Here is a 22,062-nt window from a genome sequence, read left to right on the forward strand (position 1 = left end):
AACTCCACTCAATGTCACGCATTATAAATTCGCGCTACCGCTTTCTATCCTAACTGTGTAATCACATCGTCAATTAAGTCGATTGCCTCATCAAACTGGTACTGGTTAATCATAGATAAAGCGGGGCTTAATGTTTGCCACATTGCACTACTCACCTTCGGCTTTAACGCATCAATTTTTGCCACAGCACTGGCATCGGCTTCATCTAGATTCTGACGTAAGACCCGTAATGCGGCTCTCAAGTCCTCATCTGATAGCAAGTCCACCGCTTGGGGCTCGGCTTGATTCACTATCACAGGCTTAGCCTGTTCAATCGCATCGCAGATAGAGGCCACTAGCGGTTGAATTTGAACCAATTCATCTTCATAAGGCGCTTTCTCTGTTAAATGCAACTCAAGCAAACGCGCTAATTCCACCAATTTTGCCGAACTTAAATTACCCGCTAAGCCTTTAAGGGTGTGGGCGATACGCACGGCATCTTCGACTTGATTCGCCGCTATCGCTTTGCGAACCTGCTCCACGACATTACGTTGACTGCTCACAAAACGATCAAATATTCGTTGATAAAGACGCGTCGAATGCTGTACCAGTTGCAAACCTCTATCGATATCCAACTCAGGGTGTTCTGGCCACTTGAGCAATACCGTTTGATCAGCGCCATTGCTGACTTCACCCTGTGCGCTGGACGAAGTTAACCGAGTTGAGGCTTCCGCCCTTATCGCAGCAGAAATTCCAGAAGAAGATCCGAGGTATTTCAATAGGGTTTGATAGAGCACATTCACTTCTATGGGCTTGGCAATATGGTCATTCATCCCTGCCCTAAGACACATATCTCTATCACCGGCCATCGCATTAGCAGTCATGGCGACGACAGGTAAATTTGCCAACTCAGGCCTTTTCCTTATCGCTTTAGTGGCTTGATAACCATCCATTACCGGCATTTGGCAGTCCATTAAAACTAGATCGAAATGCTGTTGGGATAGCTTATCTAAGGCAATTTGGCCATTGGTCGCTATGGATAAAATAATCCCCACTTGCTCTAAAAACTCGCTGGCGACTTCGAGATTCATCTCGTTATCTTCCACTAATAAGATACGCTTCCCTTGAAGTGGCAATAATAACTGCGGCGCCAGCTCTTCAGTGCGGCGTCTCACTGGCAATATGCCTTCACGGCCAATCGCATTCATTATGCCATCGAGCATGCGTGAGGCGCTGATGGGTTTACTGATGTACCCCGCCAGTGCTAATTGCTCAATTTGAGTGATAAATTCATGATTAGCATGGGCGGATACCATCAAGATCTTAGGCTGAGACTTAGCCTGTAGTTGGATCTGACGGGCGGTTTCTAACCCGTCCATATTGGGCATTTTCCAATCGATTAATGCCACTTCATAGGTCTGCAGTAAGCAGCGGCTTATTGCTTCTTCACCTGAACGAACCGTATCGACTCTAAAGCCCATACTTTCGAGCGTTGTACGCATTATGTCCCTAGCGGTCGCGTTATCATCTACCACCAGCACAGACATGCCCTCAAGCTCTTGCTCAAGCACTAATTTTTGGCCCTCGGAAATTTGTAACTTCACAGTGAAATAGAAGGTGCTGCCATGACCAAATTGACTTTCGACACCAATATTGCCCCCCATGAGTTCAACGAGTTGCTTGCAAATAGCCAAGCCTAAGCCTGTACCACCGTATTTTCGGGTGGTTGAAGTATCCGCTTGGGTAAAGGATTTAAATAATTTTGCTTGCTGCTGCTCAGTTAAGCCTATGCCGCTGTCACGCACGCTAAAACGCAGCACGACATCATCATCTTGCTGTTCAACAAGATTTAACGACAGTAATACTTCACCCCGCTCGGTGAACTTAATGGCGTTATTCATCAAGTTAATCAACACTTGCCCTAATCGCAGCGAATCACCATATAAATAACGCGGCACGTTAGGGGCGACTGCAAATAACAATTCAATCTGCTTGTGGGCGGCTTTCTCAGAAAACATATCGCTGAGGTCTTCCAGCATAGTATCGAGCTGAAATGGCACAGATTCTATGTCGAGCTTACCCGCTTCAATCTTAGAGAAATCCAGAATATCATTGATAATTGATAGTAGTGACTGCGATGCCCGCTCAATCTTCTCTACATAATTTTTCTGTTTTTGATCAAGCTCTGTCTGCAAGCACAGCTGCGACATACCGATAATGGCATTCATTGGGGTGCGTATTTCGTGGGACATATTCGCCAAGAAGTCACCCTTGGCTTTACTGGCGGCATCGGCTTGCTCTTTGGCAAGTAACAGTTCATCGGAGAGCAATTTAAGCTCTGTCATATCGACCATGCTGATCACAGCCGATTCAAATTGTCCTTGGGCATCTAACAATGCCGACACATTGACCGTCATCCATAAAGGCGCACCGGAAGGACGAATAAAACTTCTCTCGCCACGATAATGGTCAATCTTGCCACCGACCAATTCCTTAAATTGCGCCTTGGCGATAAGCTTATCTTGCGCGCTAAGGACCTCAAAAATTGCGGTATTGCGTAAACTCTCCCGTGACCGCGCCATATCGGCACAGAATTGGTCATTACAATCTAAGATAACGCCTTTAACATCCACATTGACGATACCAATGGTCGCACCATCGAACAGCGCCTTAAAGTGCGCTTCACTGAGGGCTAACTCTTGTTCTATGCTCTTGCGTTGGGTAATGTCCATTACATACCCATTCCAAGTAATGGCACCATCTTCTTCTACATGGCCGCTCGCACCCGCCTCCATCCAACGTATGCTGCCATTGGGATGGCGATAACGAAACTCGCGGATCCATTGAAACCTATCTTCACTCTTACCCGAAAGTGCCCGCACGACGTCCGGCCTTTCTTCATCAAAAATCCGCTCAGCGATGGTGTCAAAATTACTAATAAGATCATCACGATGTAGCCCCAGCATTTTCATTGCCGCACCAGAGAGAAAGGTAAATTTGCGATCAGTAGGCGAGTGCCATAACAATTGGTACACGGTACAAGGAATAGACTCTGTAATATTGGTCAATTGCAGGCGCGAAGCCTCCAACTGCCCTATAGCAAGCTTACTCTCTGTGATGTCATCAATACTGCCGTCGAACCAAAGTGGAACGCCCTCTTCGGTATAACTTGCCTTACCTTTCTCATGCACCCAGCGAATACTGCCATCGCGATGGCGGATACGATATTCCACTTCAAAGGTTTCTTGCTGCGCGAGTGCCCTATCAATATGCAAATGACATGTAGGCCTGTCCTCCTCTAAAATCAGCGAAGCAAAGGTACGTTGGCGATTTTCAATAAACTGACTCGCTGCATAACCCGTAATCTCAGCAATATTGTCACTGATATATTCCATGAACCATACATCCCCGATGCGAGTCCGATAAACGGCGCCGGGAATATTAGTCACTAAGCCACGAAAACGCTGTTCGCTATCACGGATCTTCTGCTCAACGGCCAGTTTTTGTGTCATATCGCGTATTGAAGCCGCCACTTGCCTTTGTCCATCAAAGGCAGGGGGAAGAATACTCAGCGCTATTTCCGCAATAAATTCATTACCATCGGCTTTTAACGCCCGTACATGACGGGCATTTGCCATGCCTCTATCGCGGCCTTCGCGCAGGAATGTTTGCCGCTCAAGTACATGCCCGTTTCCTAACTCTTGCGGCAATAACGCCTCAACCTGCAAACCCAACATAGCGCTCGTTTCGTATCCAAAGAGCTGCTGACAGCGACTGTTAGTAAAGACGATTTTCCCAAGTTCGTCGACAATGAGCATGGCCTCTGGAGCGGCTTCTAGTACGGCATTTGACCAGACTGCCGCTGAAAACTGCTCAGTAACATCGGTAAATAACATCTCCACCGACATTAACTCACCCGTATCTGATAATAATGGCTGCATAAACACATCGAGCCTTCTTAAATGCCCTTTTTCATCCAGCATTTCCACTTGGTGCGAAGGCACATTTTGGCCCTTTAAGGCTAAATCGGTATATTCCCAGTTCTTCTCATTGAGGGGATTAGCCGAGAAGAGCCTTTGATATTTGCGCTTGAGCAAATCAGGGGTAATCCCCAACACCTTAGTTACCCCCTCACTAACCTGGGCGAGTTGACCATTGGGTTCGAGGGAACAGTAGAAAGACTTTTCACTCATGCCATCAATTAGGCGCGCAAAGCGATTACCGCGGGAATCAAGAATGGCTTGTTCACGTTCTGCGAGTAATTCCGCCATTTGATTGAAGGTAGTACTCAGCGTCACAATTTCACTCACGGCACCTTTAGGTACAATGAGCTGCTGAGTTTTACCCTGTCCAAAGGACAAGATACCCGACTCGAGTAGCTCTAGCGGCCGAGTTAACCGTTTCGCCGCGAGATAACAGGTCAGCAATAATAAGAGGGTTAATAAACTTAAATTGAGGATGATAGATGCTAGATCATCAAGCAGGGAGTTGAATAAATCTTGTTCTGGCGCTAATACAATCACACGCCACTTTAATTGCGGTACAGTCGCAATACTAGCAAGATAAACAACATCTTGGTTATCAACAAACCTTGTTTGACCATCAAGCCTTTTATCCTGTAGCGTCCAAAAATCGGCATTTTTATTCTTATCGAGCCACTGGGCTGAAGTCGTTGCCAGCACTTTTTCTTTATCTACATGATAAATAAGCCGCCCTTGATCGTCTAAAACCACCAGACGATTTGGTGCAATCCCCAATTGTTTTGGCAATCCATCTAAGGCTAAATCAACCGTGGCGACTCCAAAATAATTGCCTACCTCACCAAAAGGAGCCGAATAGGTCAACATCAGAATATTCCCAGCCCCCTCATCAAAATATGCCTTTGACCAATAACCGTTCGCTTGATTGATAGCCTTACTCCACCAATCCCAAGTGCCATCGGTATAGTCGTAGCCTTCAGCACCAATATCGAGGTAGTGTAAATCGTTACCACCACTTGTATCGCGGTAAACATAGGGGGAAAAGAGCTTTCGATTGGGGAAAGTATTAGGTTTAAACGCGACTGCGGAGCCAAAAAAATCAGGGTTACGTTTGACTCGATTCATCAAGACACTTTTAACACTCTCAGTGTCATTCATGTCTTCTTTACTTGACAAAAAACCAATAAAATCAGCAAGACCTTGGGTGTTGGCCTGCGCATGCTCGAGTAGAAACTGCAGACGAGAAGCCGAATGACTCGCCTCTTGTGTCAGGCTATGGTAAAGCCGATTCTCTGAGGAGATATAACTAAACCAAGCGTTTACACCATAGACACTCGTCATAATTAAAATGAGAGGCAAGGCTATGTGGGATAAAATTCTACTGCGAAAAGTACGAAGTTTACTTTTTTCCATGGTGTCGCCCTAAAGCCCTCGATTTTATAAGCACTGCATTTAAAAATAGCACTTATAAAGTAAACGAATAATTTAGTGGCGACAATGTCAAAGTTAAAATAATGTGAAGTAATTTATTGTTTTAAAAACACTAATAAGCCGTCTCTAAGGTTTGATTAGGTAAGATACGAGCAAAATAGCTTTGGGTTTCGGCGATAATGATATGCCTCAAGCCCACAATGGCGATCAAGTTAGGGATAGCCATCAAACCATTAACCGTATCGGCCAACAACCAAATCACATCCAGTTTGATAAAAGCACCACCCGCAATCAGTACCAAAAACACCACTTGATACATGCGTAATCCGCGCTCACCGACTAAGTAATACCAACAGCGTTCACCATAATAATGCCAGCCCAAAATCGTTGTAAACGCAAAACACACTAGCGCAATCGTCACCAAATACTGACCCACAAGCGCTGAGCCTCCCAGAGCAAAAGCAGCACTCGTCATCGCAGCACCTGCCGTCTCACCACTCCATACCCCAGTGATGATCAGCACTAACCCCGTCATAGTGCAAATGATAATGGTATCGAAGAAAGTACCCGTCATACTGACGAGACCTTGCTCAACGGGTTCATTGGTCTTCGCGGCAGCGGCGGCAATCGGCGCACTACCAAGGCCAGATTCGTTCGAGAACACACCGCGGGCAATACCGATTTGAATCGCCTGCGCGACTGTCGCCCCTAAAAAGCCCCCCGCAGCTGAGAGTGGCGTAAAGGCAGATTCAATCACTAAAGCTAAGGCGGGTAAAATCTGCTCGGAGAAACCGACTAAGATCCACACGCAGGCCAGCACATAACCAATCGACATCGCAGGCACAAGTTTTTGCGCCACATTTGAAATGCGCTTTACGCCACCCAAAGTGACTGCGGCAACTAACACAGTCAACACAGTTGCAGTCAACCAAGTCGGCACCTCAAAGGCAATCGTCAGTGCATCGCTGATGGCGTTAACCTGTGCAAAAGTACCGATACCGAAAAAGGCCACACCAACCCCAAAGAGAGCGAACAATTTCGCCATCCAAGGCAGACCAAGGCCGCGCTCGATATAATACATAGGGCCACCCGCAATCTGCCCACGAGCATCGGTGGTACGGTACTTTACCGCCAACATACATTCAGCATATTTAGTCGCCATGCCGAAAAATGCCGCCAGCCACATCCAAAATAACGCCCCAGGGCCACCCATTTTTATTGCCGTCGCCACGCCAACAATATTACCGGTACCGATAGTGGCGGACAGCGCAGTACAAAGCGCGGCAAAGGAAGATAAATCCCCATGACCTTTGGCGGGTTTAAACAACAATCCCATCGCCATCGGCAGACGAAATACTTGGATAAGCTTGAGACGCACAGTGAGGTAAACCCCTGTACCCACCAGCAAACAAAGGGTAATTGGGCCCCAGACGATGCCATTAATACTGGCAAGTAAAGCTTGAAAACTCATGATATTCCTCGAATATTAAACAACAAAATTAATAAACGGAGGAGGAAAAGAAATGGCTGTGACGCGCCGCAGTCGGACGCTATAGCGAACTATTTTGACCTAATCTCGGCCGAGAATCGCCTAAGCTGAACGCTAAAAGCGTAGCAAGCGAGAGCTCTACACGAGTGCTTTCAATAAGAGTAAAAGTGCTCCATCTCAAGCAAAAGAGTAAAAATAGCCCACGACGACAAACGACAGGGACTGTGCAGTCATCCTCTCCTCTGTCCTTTTGCCTGAGCGTTTCGCGTCGCAGGTTATACAATAACACCACGACACTTTCGCCTTCGGCGCCACCTGATTGCACAATGAGTGCAACTGGTAGTCTCTCCAGAGGCTCGTCCAGTAACAGTCCACGCCTATCGGCACCTGAAAGAGTGCTTTGTTTTTATAAGAAGACTCGCTTCTGTAAAACCAAAGTTGCCTCGTCGGTGTGGGGTCAATTCCCCACTCTCCTGCTACCTTCATCCGAACGGATTGCTAGATTGAGATTTACTCCCAAGCTAACAGGACGCACAGAATGCAACAAATGCGACGTCAGCTCAAGCCGTTTGCTCACAGTTCGCAGAGGATTTAATCCAGTTGACTATTTTTACACCAAATGACGATTTATGTTTTGTTACCCCGTGAATGATCCTATTACAAGAAAAATCAGTATCTATCTGAATAGAAAATGCTTTACCTTGAACATAGAATGGCAATGCTAAATTGCGGCCACTAAGTAAGTTGCCGCCGCAGTTTGAAACACTGCTTACCACACCCGCCGCCAATGGATATAAAGGAGTTGCTCAATGGCCGACGTCGCTAAGCTTAACCAAGTCACCAAAGGCTTTCGCGATGGTGAGCAATATCATCAAGTGCTGCAAGCGGTCAATCTACAGATCCACAGAGGTGAAACCGTGGCGCTTACAGGTCCCAGCGGCAGCGGCAAAAGCACCTTACTCAACCTGATCGCCGGCTTTGAAACGCCAGACTCGGGTGAAATCTTGCTAGAACAAGCGTCCACCTCAACTTGGCAAGACAAAGATTGGAGCCGTTTCAGACGTAATTCCTTAGGTGTCGTGTTTCAGCAATTTAACTTACTCACGCCACTCAACGTGAAAGACAATATCGCCTTCTCCTTAAGTTTAACCGCGCAGCCATGGTCGCCTTGGTGTGACTATCTGGTTGAAAAACTTGGGCTGATGCCACTACTTCACCGCCAAGTTGAAGCCCTGTCGGGCGGTCAACAACAGCGCGTCGCCATCGCCCGCGCCTTAGCCCATAAACCGACGTTACTGCTGGCCGACGAACCTACGGGTAACTTAGATGATGTATCGGGTAAGCAAGTCATGGCATTACTGTGTGAACTGGCACGGGAAAGCCAAACCAGTATCTTGATGGTCACCCACAGCGAAGAATGCGCCGCCTTTATGCAAAAACGTTGGCACTTATCCAAAGGTGCAGTCGCTATCTATGAACAATAAACCGCTCACTAAGGCGACTCCCACAGCGCTTAAGCAAACAGAACTTAAACAGACTGGGCTAAAGTCAACTTGGCTTAGGCTGACGTGGCTCAGCCTAAAAGTGTTTATCGCCCATTATCGCCATGCGCCCATACAAGCAGGTGCCATTCTGCTCGGTATCGCCTTAGCTGTCACTCTGCTGATTGGGGTTAAAGCAACCAACGACAATGCCGTGCGCAGCTATAGCGAGGCGACTGAGCTTTTGAGCCAACGCGCCGATGTGCTACTCACGCCGCCCCTTGGACAAAACACTTTAGATGAGTCCGTCTATTTCGCCTTGAGACGAGCCGGATTAAGTCAGAGTCTCGCCGTCGTAAGTGGCAAAATCTCCAGTAAAAACGGTCAGTTCTGGCAACTGGAAGGCAGCGATTTGATCGCTGCATTAACACTACAAAAATCGAGAAGTAACGCCTCGACCGACACACAATCAGCCACCTCGCCACAGATGAATGACTTACCGCTTGCCGATCTCCTCAGCGGCGCAGCCACAGTAATCATGAGCCGCAGCCTAGCTGCCAAAGTGGCACCAGAAGGTAAACTTGTTTTAGAAAATAGCACCTTAGATGTCATTGCAATTGATGACAGTTTTGGTCTCGGCAGCGCCATCTTGGCCGATATGTCCCTCGCCCAGCGATTACTAAACATGCAAGGCAGATTGAGCTATATCGCCATGTTCAGTGAGCGAGAAAACCTACCTAAACTAAAATCCCAACTCGACGCTTTAGGGATTACGCCCCAAAAGGCCAGCTTTAGCCAACAGGATCAAGGCCAAGCACTGATAGCATTGACCCGCAGTTTTCACCTTAATCTTAATGCTATGAGCATGTTAGCCTTCGTTGTCGGCCTCTTTATCGCCTATAACGGTGTGCGCTACAGCCTAATGAAACGGCAAAAACTGTTAGTGCAGTTATTGCAACAGGGAATAGAGCGCCGCGCCTTGATGACGGCACTGATGTTCGAGTTGATTTTGTTGGTTGTCATAGGTTCAAGTCTGGGCTTTATCAGTGGTTTGCAACTCAGCCACTGGCTGCAACCTATGGTCGCCATGACCTTAGAGCAAATGTATGGCGCCCACTTGCTCCCCGGTATTTGGCAATGGACTTGGCTTTTTGAGGCAATTGTCCTCACCTTAATTGCCGCGCTCGCCGCTTGCTTGCCCTTGTATTTAGATCTTACGCGCCAAGCGCTTGCGCAAGGGGCGAATCGTTATCTACAAATGCAGGCACACCGCAAAACCCATAGCATTCAATTTGCCTTAGCCTGTGGCTTATTGACCTTAGCGGCGTTGCTGTTTCCCTTCAGTCAAAGCTATAACATCAGCTTAGTGTTGCTCGGTATCGTCGCTATCGCTATTCCCTTATTGTTGCCGCAATTATTGCATTGGGGCGTCAGTGCGTTAATGCCCTTGGCACGTCCTGGATTATGGCAATATCTGCTCGCCGAAACCCGTGAGCTTATTGCACCGCTTTCCCTTGCAATGATGGCGATCTTACTGGCGCTCAGTGCCAATGTGTCGATGAACACCCTAGTGGGTAGCTTCGAGCAAACCCTGCGAACTTGGCTAGAAACTCGCCTGCATGCCGATCTCTATATCCGCCCACCGAGCCAGCGTATCGACACGATTCAAACCCAATTGATGCACGATCCAAGAGTCAGCGGTCTTTATCAGCAGTGGCAAATTGAAGCCCTGCTTTCACTGCCAGTTTCGACGGATAATCCGAGCGAGCAGACGATTCCAATTAGCCTACTTAGCCGCGATGAATTTTCGACTCGGCACACCAGTGCGCTTAAGGAAAGCCTGCCCACATTGTGGCAATCCTACTTTAATGCACCCGTTGTATTGGTGAGCGAACCTCTAGCCATCAAATACCAATTACAGCTTGGTGATACTGTGTCATTGGATGTGCTTGAGAAAACAGGTAACAGCAAAGCCATTATTGGCGGCATTTATTATGACCACGGCAATACCCGAAACGAGGTCATTATCAGCCAGCCACTTTGGCAACGGGCCCAGTTGCCTGTACTGCCGGTGAGTTTAGCGGCAAGTTTTCACGGTAAAGAGCAAGGCAGTAGGATAAGTGAAGCGCAGCTTGATCAACTACAAGTCCAACTGGCGACTGAGTTAGGTTTATCCCAAGCGCAAATCTACAGCCAAACTAAGATTAAAACCCAAGCTATCGCTATGTTTAAACGCACTTTTTCCATTACCTTAGTGCTGAATAGTTTAACCTTGATTGTCGCTGCGATCGGCCTCTTTAGTGCCTGCTTAATGTTGACTCAGGCAAGGCAAGCGCCACTGGCACGGCTGTATTCCCTCGGCGTCAGTCGTAATGCTCTGCGCGGCATGGTGTTTATGCAAATGCTAATTGTGGTGCTGATCACTTGCCTGCTCGCTATGCCAACGGGCGCGCTGTTAGGTTACCTGCTTATTAATAAGATCACCTTGCAAGCCTTTGGCTGGACGATAAAAATGATTTGGGATTGGCAAGCTTACGGCCATGCAATACTGATTGCCTTAACTACCTGCACCTTAGCCGTACTCTTACCGCTGTATTGGCAAACCCGTAAACCACTGGTCGCCAGTCTGCAGCAGGAGACACTGTGATGAAAACACTCAATCTAAACAGTATTGTATGGGCAGTAGTTGGGTTAATGCTTATCGGCGGCTGTGATAAAACGCCATCAACGCAAAGCACTCAATCTAAATCCATGGCCAATGTTGTAGGCACAACCTCTGCTAATCAAGATGATTCGGGCTTTACGCCTGTTGTTCCCGGCTATAGATTTGAATTTCCGCGGGATCACTTGGCACATAACAGTTTTCGCCAGGAATGGTGGTATCTGACCGCGAATTTAACGACAGAAACAGGTGAGCAACTCGGCGCTCAGTGGACGCAGTTTAGAGTCGCCCTTAACCCCCCTGCTCCGCAAGTAACAGATGCAACGCCCAAAAGTGAATCCACTTGGGAGACTCAGCAGCTTTATTTAGCCCACAGTGCATTAACCTCGAGTAATGCTCACTTGGCCCACGAAAAGTGGTCACGCCGCCATAGCGAGTTTGCCGAGGTGAATTTAGATCCCTATCAAATCCGCCTCGATAACTGGCACTGGCAGAGCGAAACCAATGCACTCTTTCCCGCGACCTTAACGGTGGAGAATCCTGATTTTAGCTATCGACTTCAGCTGAATAGCCAAGCGCCACTGCAATACCAAGGCGTTAACGGCTATAGCCTTAAAAGTCGCGATGGCCAAGTGGCCTCTTACTATTACAGCCAACCCTTTATTGAAATTTCAGGTGAAATCAACCGCAATGGCAAAATGGAGCGAGTCACAGGCCAAGGCTGGCTCGACAGAGAATGGAGCTCGCAATTTCTCACTAAAACGCAACAAGGCTGGGATTGGTTCGCGCTCAGGTTAAACGATGACTCGACGCTGATGTTGTTTCAGCTACGGGATCAGTCTCCGGCAGAGTCCGCAAAGAATGCACCTATCTCAGCATTTTATAGCGCCAGAAGAATGTTTGCCGATGGCACTGGGCGCAACATCAATTCCACTGACAATCCCAATGATATTCAGATGACGCCTCTTAAATGGCAACACACAGTCAATGGCGACTATCCCGTTAGCTGGCAAGTCAAAATCCCCAGCGAAAATATCGATCTCACTATCACCCCGCTCAATCCCAATAGCGCTATGCCATTATCAACGCCCTACTGGGAAGGCCCAGTGCAACTCTCTGGCAGCCATACAGGTACGGGTTATATGGAGCTAACGGGCTATTAACGTCTTATATATACTAAACAATGTGAATATAACTAATTATTCCTAAATATGTTCTATCGCAGGATTTCGCAAGCATGCACGTCAGCTATTGCTCTTACCCAGAAATTTTATAAACACCTGTAATTGGTAAAAAGTATAGGATTCCTATCTACACACTTGTGCTTCCGTTAATGTTCACGGGTTCCAGATATGCACAATAGTATTCTTCATAAATGTACTCATCACTATGCCCTAGTGACGACAGTGCTAAGCGCTTAAATATCAAACTGGGAGTTAGATCACTCGCAAAACTTTGATCCGGATCGACTATCGCTTTCAATACCTCTTGTGAGGTATACCCACATTTTTTATCAGGTCTAGACTCGCCAGTATCAGCACTCGGTTACCCTCCTTTTTAATCTTAAGTAACCGAGTTTACGCTACTACAGGTCATCCCATATGAGTCAGGAATACCACGTCACCAGCCTTGTGGTGCATGCCACGCCTAAAGCCTTACAGCAGGTTGAAGCCAATATCCTCGCATTAGTGGGTACCGATATTCATGCAATTACACCCGAAGGAAAATTGGTCGTCACCCTAGAAGGGAGTAGCCAAAGAGCGATTCTTGACAATATTGAAGCCATCAATGCCCTGTCCGGTGTGTTATCTGCCAGTTTGATTTACCACCAAGTCGCACCTTTAGAACAAGAAAGTGAGGAAAGATTATGAGCATAAGCCGCCGCGAGTTTCTCAAGGCCAACGCAGCGGTTGCCGCTGCGACGGCCGTTGGCGTCACACTTCCCATTAAGATGGTCGAAGCCGCCGAACAAGCTGACAGTATCAAGTGGGATAAAGCTCCCTGCCGTTTCTGCGGTGTGGGGTGTAGCGTATTAGTGGGCACCCAAGCGGGCAAAGTGGTCGCCACTAAGGGCGATCCTGAAAGTCCAGTCAACCGTGGCCTTAACTGTATTAAAGGTTATTTCCTATCAAAAATCATGTACGGCAAGGACAGATTAACCACGCCATTGCTGCGGATGAAAGACGGCAAATACCATAAAGAAGGTGAGTTCACCCCAGTCAGCTGGGATGTGGCCTTCGATACTATGGCCGCGAAATGGAAACACAGTCTCGCCACCAAAGGCCCGACGTCGGTAGGTATGTTTGGCTCTGGTCAATGGACTATTTGGGAAGGTTATGCCGCCTCTAAACTTCATAAAGCAGGCTTCCTTACCAACAATATAGATCCTAATGCGCGCCACTGCATGGCCTCAGCCGTAGGCGGCTTTATGCGCACCTTCGGTATCGATGAGCCCATGGGTTGTTATGACGATTTAGAAGCCGCCGATCAGTTTGTGCTCTGGGGCGCAAACATGGCGGAGATGCACCCAATTCTGTGGGCACGAATATCCGATAGACGTTTAAGCAGTCCAACGTGCCGAGTGCATGTGCTGTCGACCTTTGAGAACCGCAGCTTCGATTTAGCCGATAACCCTATGGTGTTCCGCCCACAGTCGGACTTAGTGATCCTCAACTATATCGCCAATTACATTATTGAAAATAAAGCCGTTAATACCGACTTTGTTACCAAACACACTAAGTTTGCCTTAGGCGTTGACGATATCGGCTATGGCCTGCGTCCAGAACATCCATTAGAGAAAAAAGCTAAAAATCCAGGCAATGGTAAATCCACGCCCATTAGCTTTGACGAGTATGCCAAGTTTGTCAGCACTTATACGCTGGAATATGCCGCCAAGATGAGTGGCGTCGAACCAGAGAAGCTGGAGATTTTAGCCAAAGCTTATGCCGACCCTAACGTTAAAGTCATGAGTCTGTGGACCATGGGCATTAACCAACACGTTCGCGGTGTGTGGGCGAACAACATGCTTTACAACATCCACTTACTCACGGGCAAAATTGCCACTCCAGGTAACAGTCCATTCTCGTTAACAGGTCAACCTTCGGCTTGTGGGACTGCACGTGAAGTCGGTACTTTCGCCCACCGTTTACCCGCCGATATGGAAGTCACTAACGACAAGCACCGCGCCATTACCGAAAAGCTATGGCAAGTGCCTGAAGGGACCATTCCCGCAAAACCTGGCTACCATGCCGTACTCCAGAGCCGTATGCTCAAAGATGGCAAGCTCAACTGTTACTGGACCATGTGTACCAACAATATGCAGGCAGGCCCTAACATCAACGATGAGATTTACCCTGGCTTTCGTAACCCAGAAAACTTTATCGTGGTTTCAGATCCTTATCCAACCATCACAGCCATGGCGGCAGATTTAATTTTGCCAACGGCAATGTGGGTCGAGAAAGAAGGAGCTTACGGCAACGCCGAGCGCCGTACTCATATGTGGCATCAGCAAGTAAAAGCCCCAGAAGGCGCAACCTCAGATCTGTGGCAACTAGTCGAATTTTCGAAACGATTCAAAGTCTCCGAAGTCTGGCCAGCCGAACTGATAGCCAAACAACCGGAATACGCGGATAAAACCTTATATGAAGTGCTATTTGCCAATGGCGTGATCGACAAGTTCCCAATTTCCGATTGCAAAGCCGAATTAAACGATGAGAGCGAACACTTCGGTTTCTACCTGCAAAAAGGTATTTTCGAAGAATATGCAGCTTTCGGTCGTGGCCATGGCCATGATTTAGCCGACTTTGACCGTTACCATGAAACCCGCGGCCTACGCTGGCCAGTCGTTAATGGCAAAGAAACGCTGCGTCGTTTCGTTGAGGGGAGCGATCCTTATGTCAAAGCGCGTGAAGGCTTTAAATTCTATGGCAAGCCAGATGGCAAAGCGGTGATTTTCGCCCTGCCCTATGAGCCCGCCGCCGAAGAGCCGAATGAAGAATACGATTTATGGATGTCGACTGGCCGCGTGCTGGAGCATTGGCACACAGGCTCGATGACAGCCCGCGTACCAGAGCTTTACCGTGCCTACCCCGACGCGCAGATTTTTATGCATCCAGAAGATGCGAAAGCTCGCGGCGTACAACGTGGTGACGAAGTCATAGTGGCCTCACCGCGCGGTGAAGTGAAAACCCGAGTTGAAACCAAAGGCCGTAACAAACCGCCACGCGGCGTAGTATTTATGCCTTTCTTCGATGCGCGCCAGTTAGTCAACAAACTGATATTGGATGCGACCGATCCCCTGTCAAAAGAAACTGACTTTAAAAAATGCCCAGTGAAAGTCTTCAAGGCGGAGAATAACCAATGAGAAAAATACTCACCTTAACTGCGTTACTCGTCGCCATTACCGGCTGTTCAGGTCAGCAAACCGACACCAACGTAGCACCAGTTAATATTCAATCCCTCGCAGGAAACATGGCGATCACCGACATTCGCCCAGCCGATGCCATGGCGATTTATCCTAGTCGCGGCACCGCCATTGAGCGCAGTTTTAGCGAGCAACCCCCGCTCATCCCACATAAGGACGATTACAAGATCACCTTAGATAAAAATGGCTGTTTAAGCTGCCATAGTTGGGACAAGGCAAAACGCATGAAAGCCACGCCAGTAGCTAAGTCCCACGTGATTGATGATAAAGGCACAGTTAACGGACATAACTATGCCTGTACTCAATGCCATGTCGCTCAGGCCGAAAACAAGCAACCACTCGTCGAGAATCAATTCTCCGTCCAGTAAACCACACTCCCCTGCAGAGCAAAGCCACCCGAATTGATTAGGGTGGCTTTTTTGCTATTTAAGCATCCAATCCTAATGAGTTAGCTTAGAGCCAGTAATGAGTATTCAAGTAAATATAAGACTAAACGTCTATCGCTGGTTCAGCGTCCGTTGCTGAACAGTACTTTCACCAAGGAAGGGATTGAGCAGAAGTTAAAAAGGCAAAGTGAGAATCGAGGGAAATAAAAATAAGAGCAGAATCTAAAACACAGAAAAGTAAAAACCCAGCCTAGGCTGGGTTTACTTGTTGTTTTGCTTTATGCAAATCACCCGCTGGAGCCGTTTTAGTTACTTGCGCCGCTTTAGCGTTTTGCACATCTTTTGCCACAGGCATAGCCGCCTGCCACAAAGCACCTACCCACAGACTTGAACTTGATTTCATCGGTATTCCCCTGTTTTGTTAACAAGGTCAAAGTAATACTTAGGCTATCATTAGTAAAATGAATAAATTCCATAATATGGATTCCATTTGAGCATGAACATCCCAATCAAGACCTTACAGTGTTTTCTGACCTTAGTGGAAACTGAAAACTTTACCCGCGCCGCGCAGAAATGTTTTATCACCCAGCCGACACTAAGCAAAATAATCCAGAGACTTGAAGAAAGCCTTGGTGAAACCTTGCTGATCCGGAATAACCAAAAGGTTGAGTTAACTCAAGCTGGTCAGCTCTTTGAGCATAGTGCACGGGAAATCCTCGGCCAATGGCATAGGCTGCAGGAGGACATGAGTAACCTTAGCGGTCTTAAATCGGGGCGGTTGCGACTGGGTGTATGTCCTATGATGAGCAGTCTTATTATTGGTTTGCTCACTAGCTATCGTAAGCGTTATCCGGGAGTTGAACTACACATGTATGAGTACGGTGGATTCGGCTGCGAACAAGCATTGCTCAATAACAGTCTCGATATCGCCTTTACCGCGCTCCCCACGACCCATGAGACAGAACTCGTCAACCAACCCCTAACTAAGTACCCTTTACTCGCATGCCTGCCTGAAGGACATCCCTTAGCCGAGAAAGACCACTTAAAATGGCAGGACTTCCAGCCCTATCCTTTTATCCTCTATAACGAAGACTTCTCCCTCGCTAAACTGATTAATCGCCTCAGTCGCAAAGCAGGTGTTCAACTCAATATTGCCTTTCGCAGCGGCCAGTGGGATTTCCTCGCCGCCATGGTCGAAGCCGATATGGGCGTCGCTATTTTACCTGAGCCTATCTGCAATCGATTAAGCACCAGCAAACTGGTCTTTAAACCTATGCAGCCCGCAATGACATGGGATCTGGCGCTTATTTGGCGCCAAAGTTTACCTTTAACACCGGCAGCCAAGGCCTTGCTCGAATTGAGTAAACAAAAAACTGAACGCTGAGAAGATAAAGCAAGAACTAATACCAATCACATTATTTTAAACAACGGGATACGAAACTTCGTCAGCCGTAGCGGGTGATTACAGTTGGATCTCTCCCATAAAAAAACCGCTGCGAGCCTAGGGGCCGACAGCGGTTTTTATTAGCTAAGGTAAGTTAAGAATTACTTCTTAGCTTCAGCAGCCTTACGTTCTTTAACTTGAGCAACAACTTTCTCAGCTACGCTAGCTGGACATTGGCTGTAGTGTGAGAACTCCATAGAGAACTGACCACGACCAGAAGTCATTGTACGTAAAGTACCGATATAACCGAACATTTCTGATAACGGTACGTCAGCTTTAACGCGAACACCTGTTACACCAGCAACTTGGTCTTTGATCATGCCGCGACGACGGTTTAAGTCACCGATCACGTCACCCACGTTGTCATCTGGGCTGAACACGTCAACTTTCATGATTGGCTCAAGAAGTTGTGGTTTAGCTTTAGCGATAGATTGACGGAAAGCGCCTTTAGCAGCGATTTCGAACGCGATTGCTGATGAGTCAACTGCGTGGAATGCACCGTCAGTTAATTCGAACTCAACGTCTAACACTGGGAAGCCAGCGATAGTACCTGTGTTCATCATGCTCGCGAAACCTTTCTCAACTGCTGGCCAGAATTCCTTCGGAACGCTACCACCAACAACTGAAGATTTGAACACGAAACCAGTGTTTGGCTCACCTGGGCGGATGATATATTCGATCTTACCGAATTGACCAGAACCACCTGATTGTTTCTTGTGAGTGTATTGATCTTCAACCATTTGAGTAATGGTTTCACGGTAAGCAACTTGTGGCTCACCTACGATCAATTCAACACCATAAGTACGCTTCAGAATGTCTACTTTGATATCTAAGTGAAGTTCGCCCATACCTTTAAGGATGGTTTCACCTGAATCTTCGTCAGTTTCTACGCGGAATGATGGATCTTCAGCGATCATCTTACCGATAGCGATACCCATTTTCTCAGAACCGCCTTTATCTTTTGGCGCTACTGCGATAGAGATAACTGGCTCTGGGAACACCATAGCTTCTAAGGTAACTGGGTGTTTCACGTCACATAAAGTGTGACCAGTTTGAACGTTCTTCATACCCACGATAGCGATAATGTCGCCAGCTTGAGCTGATTCAATTTCAATACGGTCATCAGCGTACATTTCACACATACGGCCGATACGTTCAGTTTTGCCAGTCGCGCTGTTCAGGATGGTATCACCCTTCTTCAGACGGCCTGAGTAGATACGTACGAAAGTCAGGGCACCGAAACGGTCATCCATGATTTTGAACGCTAACGCTTTTAATGGCTCATCAGCAGAAACGATAGCGAATTCGCCAGTTTCGTTGCCTTCTTCGTCAGTCAATGGTTGTGGATCAACTTCGTCTGGTGCTGGTAAATAATCAACAACAGCATCAAGAACCAGTTGCATACCTTTGTTCTTGAACGCAGAACCACAGTATGTTGGGAAGAATGCTAGTTTGCGAGTACCAGTACGAATACAACGCTTGATGTCTTCGATAGATGGCTCTTCGCCTTCCATGTAAGCTTCCATCACTGCATCGTCTTGTTCAACTGCAGTTTCGATCAGCATTTCACGGTATTCTTCAACCATGTCAACCATATCAGCAGGAACGTCTAATACTTCAAAGTTTTCTGGAATACCAGAATCATCCCACACGTATGCTTTACGAGTTAATAGGTCAACAACACCAGTGAATTCGTCTTCAACACCGATTGGCAGAACCATAACCAGTGGAGTTGCAGCTAATACGTCTTTAGTTTGCTTAACAACGCGTAAGAAGTCAGCACCCATACGGTCTAACTTGTTTACGAAGATAATACGCGCAACTTCAGATTCGTTCGCATAGCGCCAGTTAGTTTCTGATTGAGGCTCAACACCGCCTGAACCACAGAATACACCGATACCGCCATCAAGCACTTTCAGAGAACGATAAACTTCAACGGTGAAGTCAACGTGTCCTGGGGTGTCGATAACGTTGAAACGGTGATCTTTCCAGAAGCAACTTACAGCAGCGGACTGAATAGTAATACCGCGCTCAGCTTCCTGTACCATGAAGTCAGTGGTAGATTCACCATCGTGAACTTCACCGATTTTATGGATTTTACCGGTTAGCTTAAGGATACGCTCGGTGGTCGTGGTTTTACCCGCGTCAACGTGAGCGAAGATACCAATGTTTCTGTATTTGGATAATTCGGTCATGATTCAACTTTAATGAGTAGTTTAAGAAGTAGACGGAGTATGCGACAAACACCGACACACCGCACATCAGATTATTTTAGGCGCATATTGTAAATTGGAACCCTGCTCGGCGCAAATGGCTAGAGTACTTTTTCACGATAAAGTCGCGTAATAATTTAGGTAAATAGCCATAAACACGAACTAAAACAGATAAGTAAAACACTTTAGCTTATTTTTCACTCAATCAATAAAAAACCTTAAATAAACCTCATTTTAATGGGATAAAGCGATTTTCAAGGGATTTCTATCATATCGTCAGTACAAACATCAAACATTAACCTGCAAGCATGGATGCTAGAACAATCATGTTATACCTATCTCCAAAATAGAGATCACATCCGCGACTCACTTCAATCACAGTCTTTTACCCAAATAACCACAAATCAGTCTTGAGTAAACCCTTACGTGTCGATGCACATTTGATTACGCCCTTGTGCTTTAGCACGATAAAGGGCTCGATCTGCCCGCTCAAAACATAATTGTATAGGTTCGTTTTCTGCGAGCTTAGCGACACCAAAACTACAAGTTAAGTGAACATTGTCAGTAAATTGATAATTGTTAATCCTCTGCGCAATCCGCACACACAAGCTTTCAACTAATGGCAATGATGACTGTTGGCAGAGGATAACAAATTCTTCGCCACCCCAACGTGCGACCACATCAGAATCACGCACACAGTGCTGTAATACCTGTGACACTTGCTCAAGGATCCGATCACCGACGTTATGCCCTAGCGTGTCATTAATCTCTTTAAAGTAGTCGATATCAATCATTACAAGGCACATGCCTGCCCCAGCAGATTTATCATGCTGCTCGTTATTAATAAAAAAGCGATTAAAGTAATGTCGGTTATACAATTTAGTTAAAGGGTCGTGGGTAGATAAAAATTCGAGTTCGGCATTTGACGCTTCAAGCTGTTCGCGTAAAGTTTCCAACTGCTTATTCTTATCGGTTAGTCTTCGATTATATTGACTCATAAAGTAAGTTCTCGCCCCAAATATTAGGAGCAACAGACACGTCGCGCAGATAATTTGATACACAAGCGAATAGTTAGTCTCATCTATCACAGTCACATTATTCCACTTCTGATAAATCGTGATCCGCTCTTGCTCACTCACAGTGTTTAAGGCTTTATTTATCACAGGTAACAAGGACTCTTGACCATAAGCAACCCCCATCCGTAACTCATCTTCCGGCCCGCCCCAACCCGCAATTTTTAAATGTTCAAATCCCATTTGTTGAATGTAAGCGTTAACCGAAAACATTGACCCAACAAACAGATCTGCACGTTTATCCAGAACCGACTGCAATCCCGCAGGTTCACTGGCAACAGTAAGCATTTCTATCTGAGGATAATAATGCTGAATATACTCGGCTAAACGATAACCTTTGGGCACGGCTAAAATACGCGTATTGATATTCTCCAATCCTTGCAGAAAAGGCTGTTCTTTAAGTGAAACAAGCACATTTGGTGAGCGGAAATAGACATCACTGAAGTGCAGATAAGTCTCGCGTATTAGCGTTTTATTCAACATAGGGGTTAAATCGCACTGACCACTTTGCAAAAAAGATAAAGTTTCGGTCCAAGAAGATGTCGGCACTAGCTGAAACTTAAGGGAAGAATGTGACTCAACATGACGAATATAGTCCGATGAAATCCCCAGATGCTTACCTTCTCGTATTCCTTCATAGGGCAACCAATCAGGATCAACGCAATAACGGACTATCACAGCAGACTTGGCGCTAACATCTTGATCCGCAAGTTTAGTACTAGACACCATGAAACGATCAGCATTCACCAGTAATGGCATACACAGCAATAGCGACAATAACCTCAATAAGCCACGCAATTCCATTGAAATTTCAACCTAAAAGCTGATGCTAGATGGGGAATGTAAAAAAAGTGTATACGTGAAAACCACACAATACCAATTCCCATCATTGCTTATACGAAACGCTCGTTTGTCCATTGTGTCTTAACGCCTTCGTACATCAGCAAAACTTATCTTCATAAGGTGATCAGTTGATGGGAAAGAACGTTGCTAAGTTCACTCAGTCCTAAATTCACTCAATCTGAGTTTGGTATCACATTTTAAAAAGCCAATATTTATCGCTTGTTTCATCATCAGGGCTATCCTAAATAACCACCCTTACTCGCCATCCAAAGCCATCATAGCGCCTTTTGCAAACTGCGATTATATGCAGCTGCACCTCGCCTTAACTTCTGTAGCTACGTTCTTTGGCCGCCATACCGTGATCATGATGGACTGTGCGGGTGGCATCAAACAAAGATGGCAGAAGATTTTATAATCTGAGATAAAGCTGCCGCCTTATTCTCCGGAACTGAATCTGATAGAACAGTTGTAGCGGATATTAATAGAATTGATATAAAGCCAAATGGTGCAATTATTGGTGTCGTGGAAGGTAAAAAGGGATTATCGAGAGAAAAATAGGAGGAAAACAGACTAATTGAATAGACACTAGGCTGGATTTAACAAATTGCGGACGCAAAAAAGCCAGCTTATTCAGCTGGCTTCGTTACATCTCAATGAG

The 22,062-nt window shown here is 46.6% G+C and carries 12 protein-coding genes, 1 pseudogene and 1 riboswitch; of the genes and pseudogenes, 8 read left to right on the forward strand and 5 right to left on the reverse strand.

Annotated features, from left to right (window positions below; translation table 11 throughout):
• Positions 1–44: 44 nt before the first annotated feature.
• Positions 45–5,372, reverse strand: a complete 5,328-nt coding sequence (locus ACHA99_RS03275; protein ID WP_393941019.1) for a PAS domain S-box protein — start codon at positions 5,370–5,372, stop codon at positions 45–47.
• 130 nt (positions 5,373–5,502) lie between these two features.
• Positions 5,503–6,861: a sodium:alanine symporter family protein gene (locus tag ACHA99_RS03280; protein WP_105251512.1), complete on the reverse strand. Its 1,359-nt coding sequence runs from the start codon at positions 6,859–6,861 to the stop codon at positions 5,503–5,505.
• A gap of 250 nt (positions 6,862–7,111) precedes the next feature.
• Positions 7,112–7,241: riboswitch (glycine riboswitch) on the reverse strand.
• A 447-nt stretch (positions 7,242–7,688) separates the two neighbouring features.
• Between ACHA99_RS03280 and ACHA99_RS03285 the strand changes: the two genes are divergently transcribed.
• From ACHA99_RS03285 to ACHA99_RS03310, 6 genes are all read left to right on the forward strand, one after another.
• Positions 7,689–8,363, forward strand: a complete 675-nt coding sequence (locus tag ACHA99_RS03285; RefSeq protein WP_393941022.1) for an ABC transporter ATP-binding protein — start codon at positions 7,689–7,691, stop codon at positions 8,361–8,363.
• Positions 8,353–11,007, forward strand: a complete 2,655-nt coding sequence (locus tag ACHA99_RS03290) for an FtsX-like permease family protein (RefSeq protein ID WP_393941024.1) — start codon at positions 8,353–8,355, stop codon at positions 11,005–11,007. The genes ACHA99_RS03285 and ACHA99_RS03290 overlap by 11 nt, the downstream gene beginning before the upstream one ends.
• Positions 11,007–12,185, forward strand: a complete 1,179-nt coding sequence (locus ACHA99_RS03295; RefSeq protein ID WP_393941026.1) for a lipocalin-like domain-containing protein — start codon at positions 11,007–11,009, stop codon at positions 12,183–12,185. Before ACHA99_RS03290 ends, ACHA99_RS03295 begins: the two co-directional genes overlap by 1 nt.
• Before the next feature lie 438 nt (positions 12,186–12,623).
• Positions 12,624–12,893 (forward strand): chaperone NapD, encoded by a 270-nt coding sequence (locus ACHA99_RS03300; RefSeq protein ID WP_393941028.1) that lies wholly within the window; start codon positions 12,624–12,626, stop codon positions 12,891–12,893.
• A complete protein-coding gene (napA, locus tag ACHA99_RS03305) occupies positions 12,890–15,385 on the forward strand; it encodes a nitrate reductase catalytic subunit NapA (protein ID WP_393941030.1) in 2,496 nt (831 codons plus the stop codon). The genes ACHA99_RS03300 and napA overlap by 4 nt, the downstream gene beginning before the upstream one ends.
• Positions 15,382–15,813 (forward strand): nitrate reductase cytochrome c-type subunit, encoded by a 432-nt coding sequence (locus tag ACHA99_RS03310; protein WP_028761791.1) that lies wholly within the window; start codon positions 15,382–15,384, stop codon positions 15,811–15,813. The genes napA and ACHA99_RS03310 overlap by 4 nt, the downstream gene beginning before the upstream one ends.
• A 268-nt stretch (positions 15,814–16,081) precedes the next feature.
• Here the strand turns inward: ACHA99_RS03310 and ACHA99_RS03315 are convergent, their stop codons facing one another.
• Entirely contained in the window at positions 16,082–16,234 is a 153-nt protein-coding gene (locus ACHA99_RS03315) for a hypothetical protein (RefSeq protein ID WP_081729124.1), read from the reverse strand.
• Between the two features lie 93 nt (positions 16,235–16,327).
• Here ACHA99_RS03315 and ACHA99_RS03320 point away from each other — a divergent pair, with 93 nt between their 5' ends.
• A complete protein-coding gene (locus tag ACHA99_RS03320) occupies positions 16,328–17,215 on the forward strand; it encodes a LysR family transcriptional regulator (RefSeq protein ID WP_105251505.1) in 888 nt (295 codons plus the stop codon).
• A 161-nt stretch (positions 17,216–17,376) separates the two neighbouring features.
• Here ACHA99_RS03320 and fusA read toward each other — a convergent pair whose 3' ends face one another.
• Together fusA and ACHA99_RS03330 are read right to left on the reverse strand one after the other, a co-directional pair.
• Positions 17,377–19,470 carry an elongation factor G gene (fusA, locus tag ACHA99_RS03325; RefSeq protein WP_105251504.1) on the reverse strand — a complete coding sequence of 698 codons (2,094 nt, stop codon included), beginning with the start codon at positions 19,468–19,470 and terminating at the stop codon, positions 17,377–17,379.
• Positions 19,471–19,910: 440 nt separating this feature from the next.
• A complete protein-coding gene (locus ACHA99_RS03330; protein ID WP_393941034.1) occupies positions 19,911–21,365 on the reverse strand; it encodes a diguanylate cyclase in 1,455 nt (484 codons plus the stop codon).
• 207 nt (positions 21,366–21,572) lie between these two features.
• Here ACHA99_RS03330 and ACHA99_RS03335 point away from each other — a divergent pair.
• Positions 21,573–21,873: pseudogene (locus ACHA99_RS03335) on the forward strand (transposase); the annotation flags it as partial.
• Positions 21,874–22,062: the final 189 nt, after the last annotated feature.

This window comes from Shewanella sp. S23-S33 (assembly GCF_043359565.1).
In the GTDB taxonomy this organism is placed as follows: Bacteria; Pseudomonadota; Gammaproteobacteria; order Enterobacterales; family Shewanellaceae; genus Shewanella; species Shewanella oncorhynchi.

Excerpts from the sequence above, each read along its gene's own strand:
- ACHA99_RS03275 (WP_393941019.1), bottom strand. The coding sequence starts at position 5,372 with ATGGAAAAAAGTAAACTTCGTACTTTTCGCAGTAGAATTTTATCCCAC.
- ACHA99_RS03280 (WP_105251512.1), bottom strand. The coding sequence starts at position 6,861 with ATGAGTTTTCAAGCTTTACTTGCCAGTATTAATGGCATCGTCTGGGGC.
- ACHA99_RS03285 (WP_393941022.1), top strand. The coding sequence starts at position 7,689 with ATGGCCGACGTCGCTAAGCTTAACCAAGTCACCAAAGGCTTTCGCGAT.
- ACHA99_RS03290 (WP_393941024.1), top strand. The coding sequence starts at position 8,353 with ATGAACAATAAACCGCTCACTAAGGCGACTCCCACAGCGCTTAAGCAA.
- ACHA99_RS03295 (WP_393941026.1), top strand. The coding sequence starts at position 11,007 with ATGAAAACACTCAATCTAAACAGTATTGTATGGGCAGTAGTTGGGTTA.
- ACHA99_RS03300 (WP_393941028.1), top strand. The coding sequence starts at position 12,624 with ATGAGTCAGGAATACCACGTCACCAGCCTTGTGGTGCATGCCACGCCT.
- napA (WP_393941030.1), top strand. The coding sequence starts at position 12,890 with ATGAGCATAAGCCGCCGCGAGTTTCTCAAGGCCAACGCAGCGGTTGCC.
- ACHA99_RS03310 (WP_028761791.1), top strand. The coding sequence starts at position 15,382 with ATGAGAAAAATACTCACCTTAACTGCGTTACTCGTCGCCATTACCGGC.
- ACHA99_RS03315 (WP_081729124.1), bottom strand. The coding sequence starts at position 16,234 with ATGAAATCAAGTTCAAGTCTGTGGGTAGGTGCTTTGTGGCAGGCGGCT.
- ACHA99_RS03320 (WP_105251505.1), top strand. The coding sequence starts at position 16,328 with ATGAACATCCCAATCAAGACCTTACAGTGTTTTCTGACCTTAGTGGAA.
- fusA (WP_105251504.1), bottom strand. The coding sequence starts at position 19,470 with ATGACCGAATTATCCAAATACAGAAACATTGGTATCTTCGCTCACGTT.
- ACHA99_RS03330 (WP_393941034.1), bottom strand. The coding sequence starts at position 21,365 with ATGGAATTGCGTGGCTTATTGAGGTTATTGTCGCTATTGCTGTGTATG.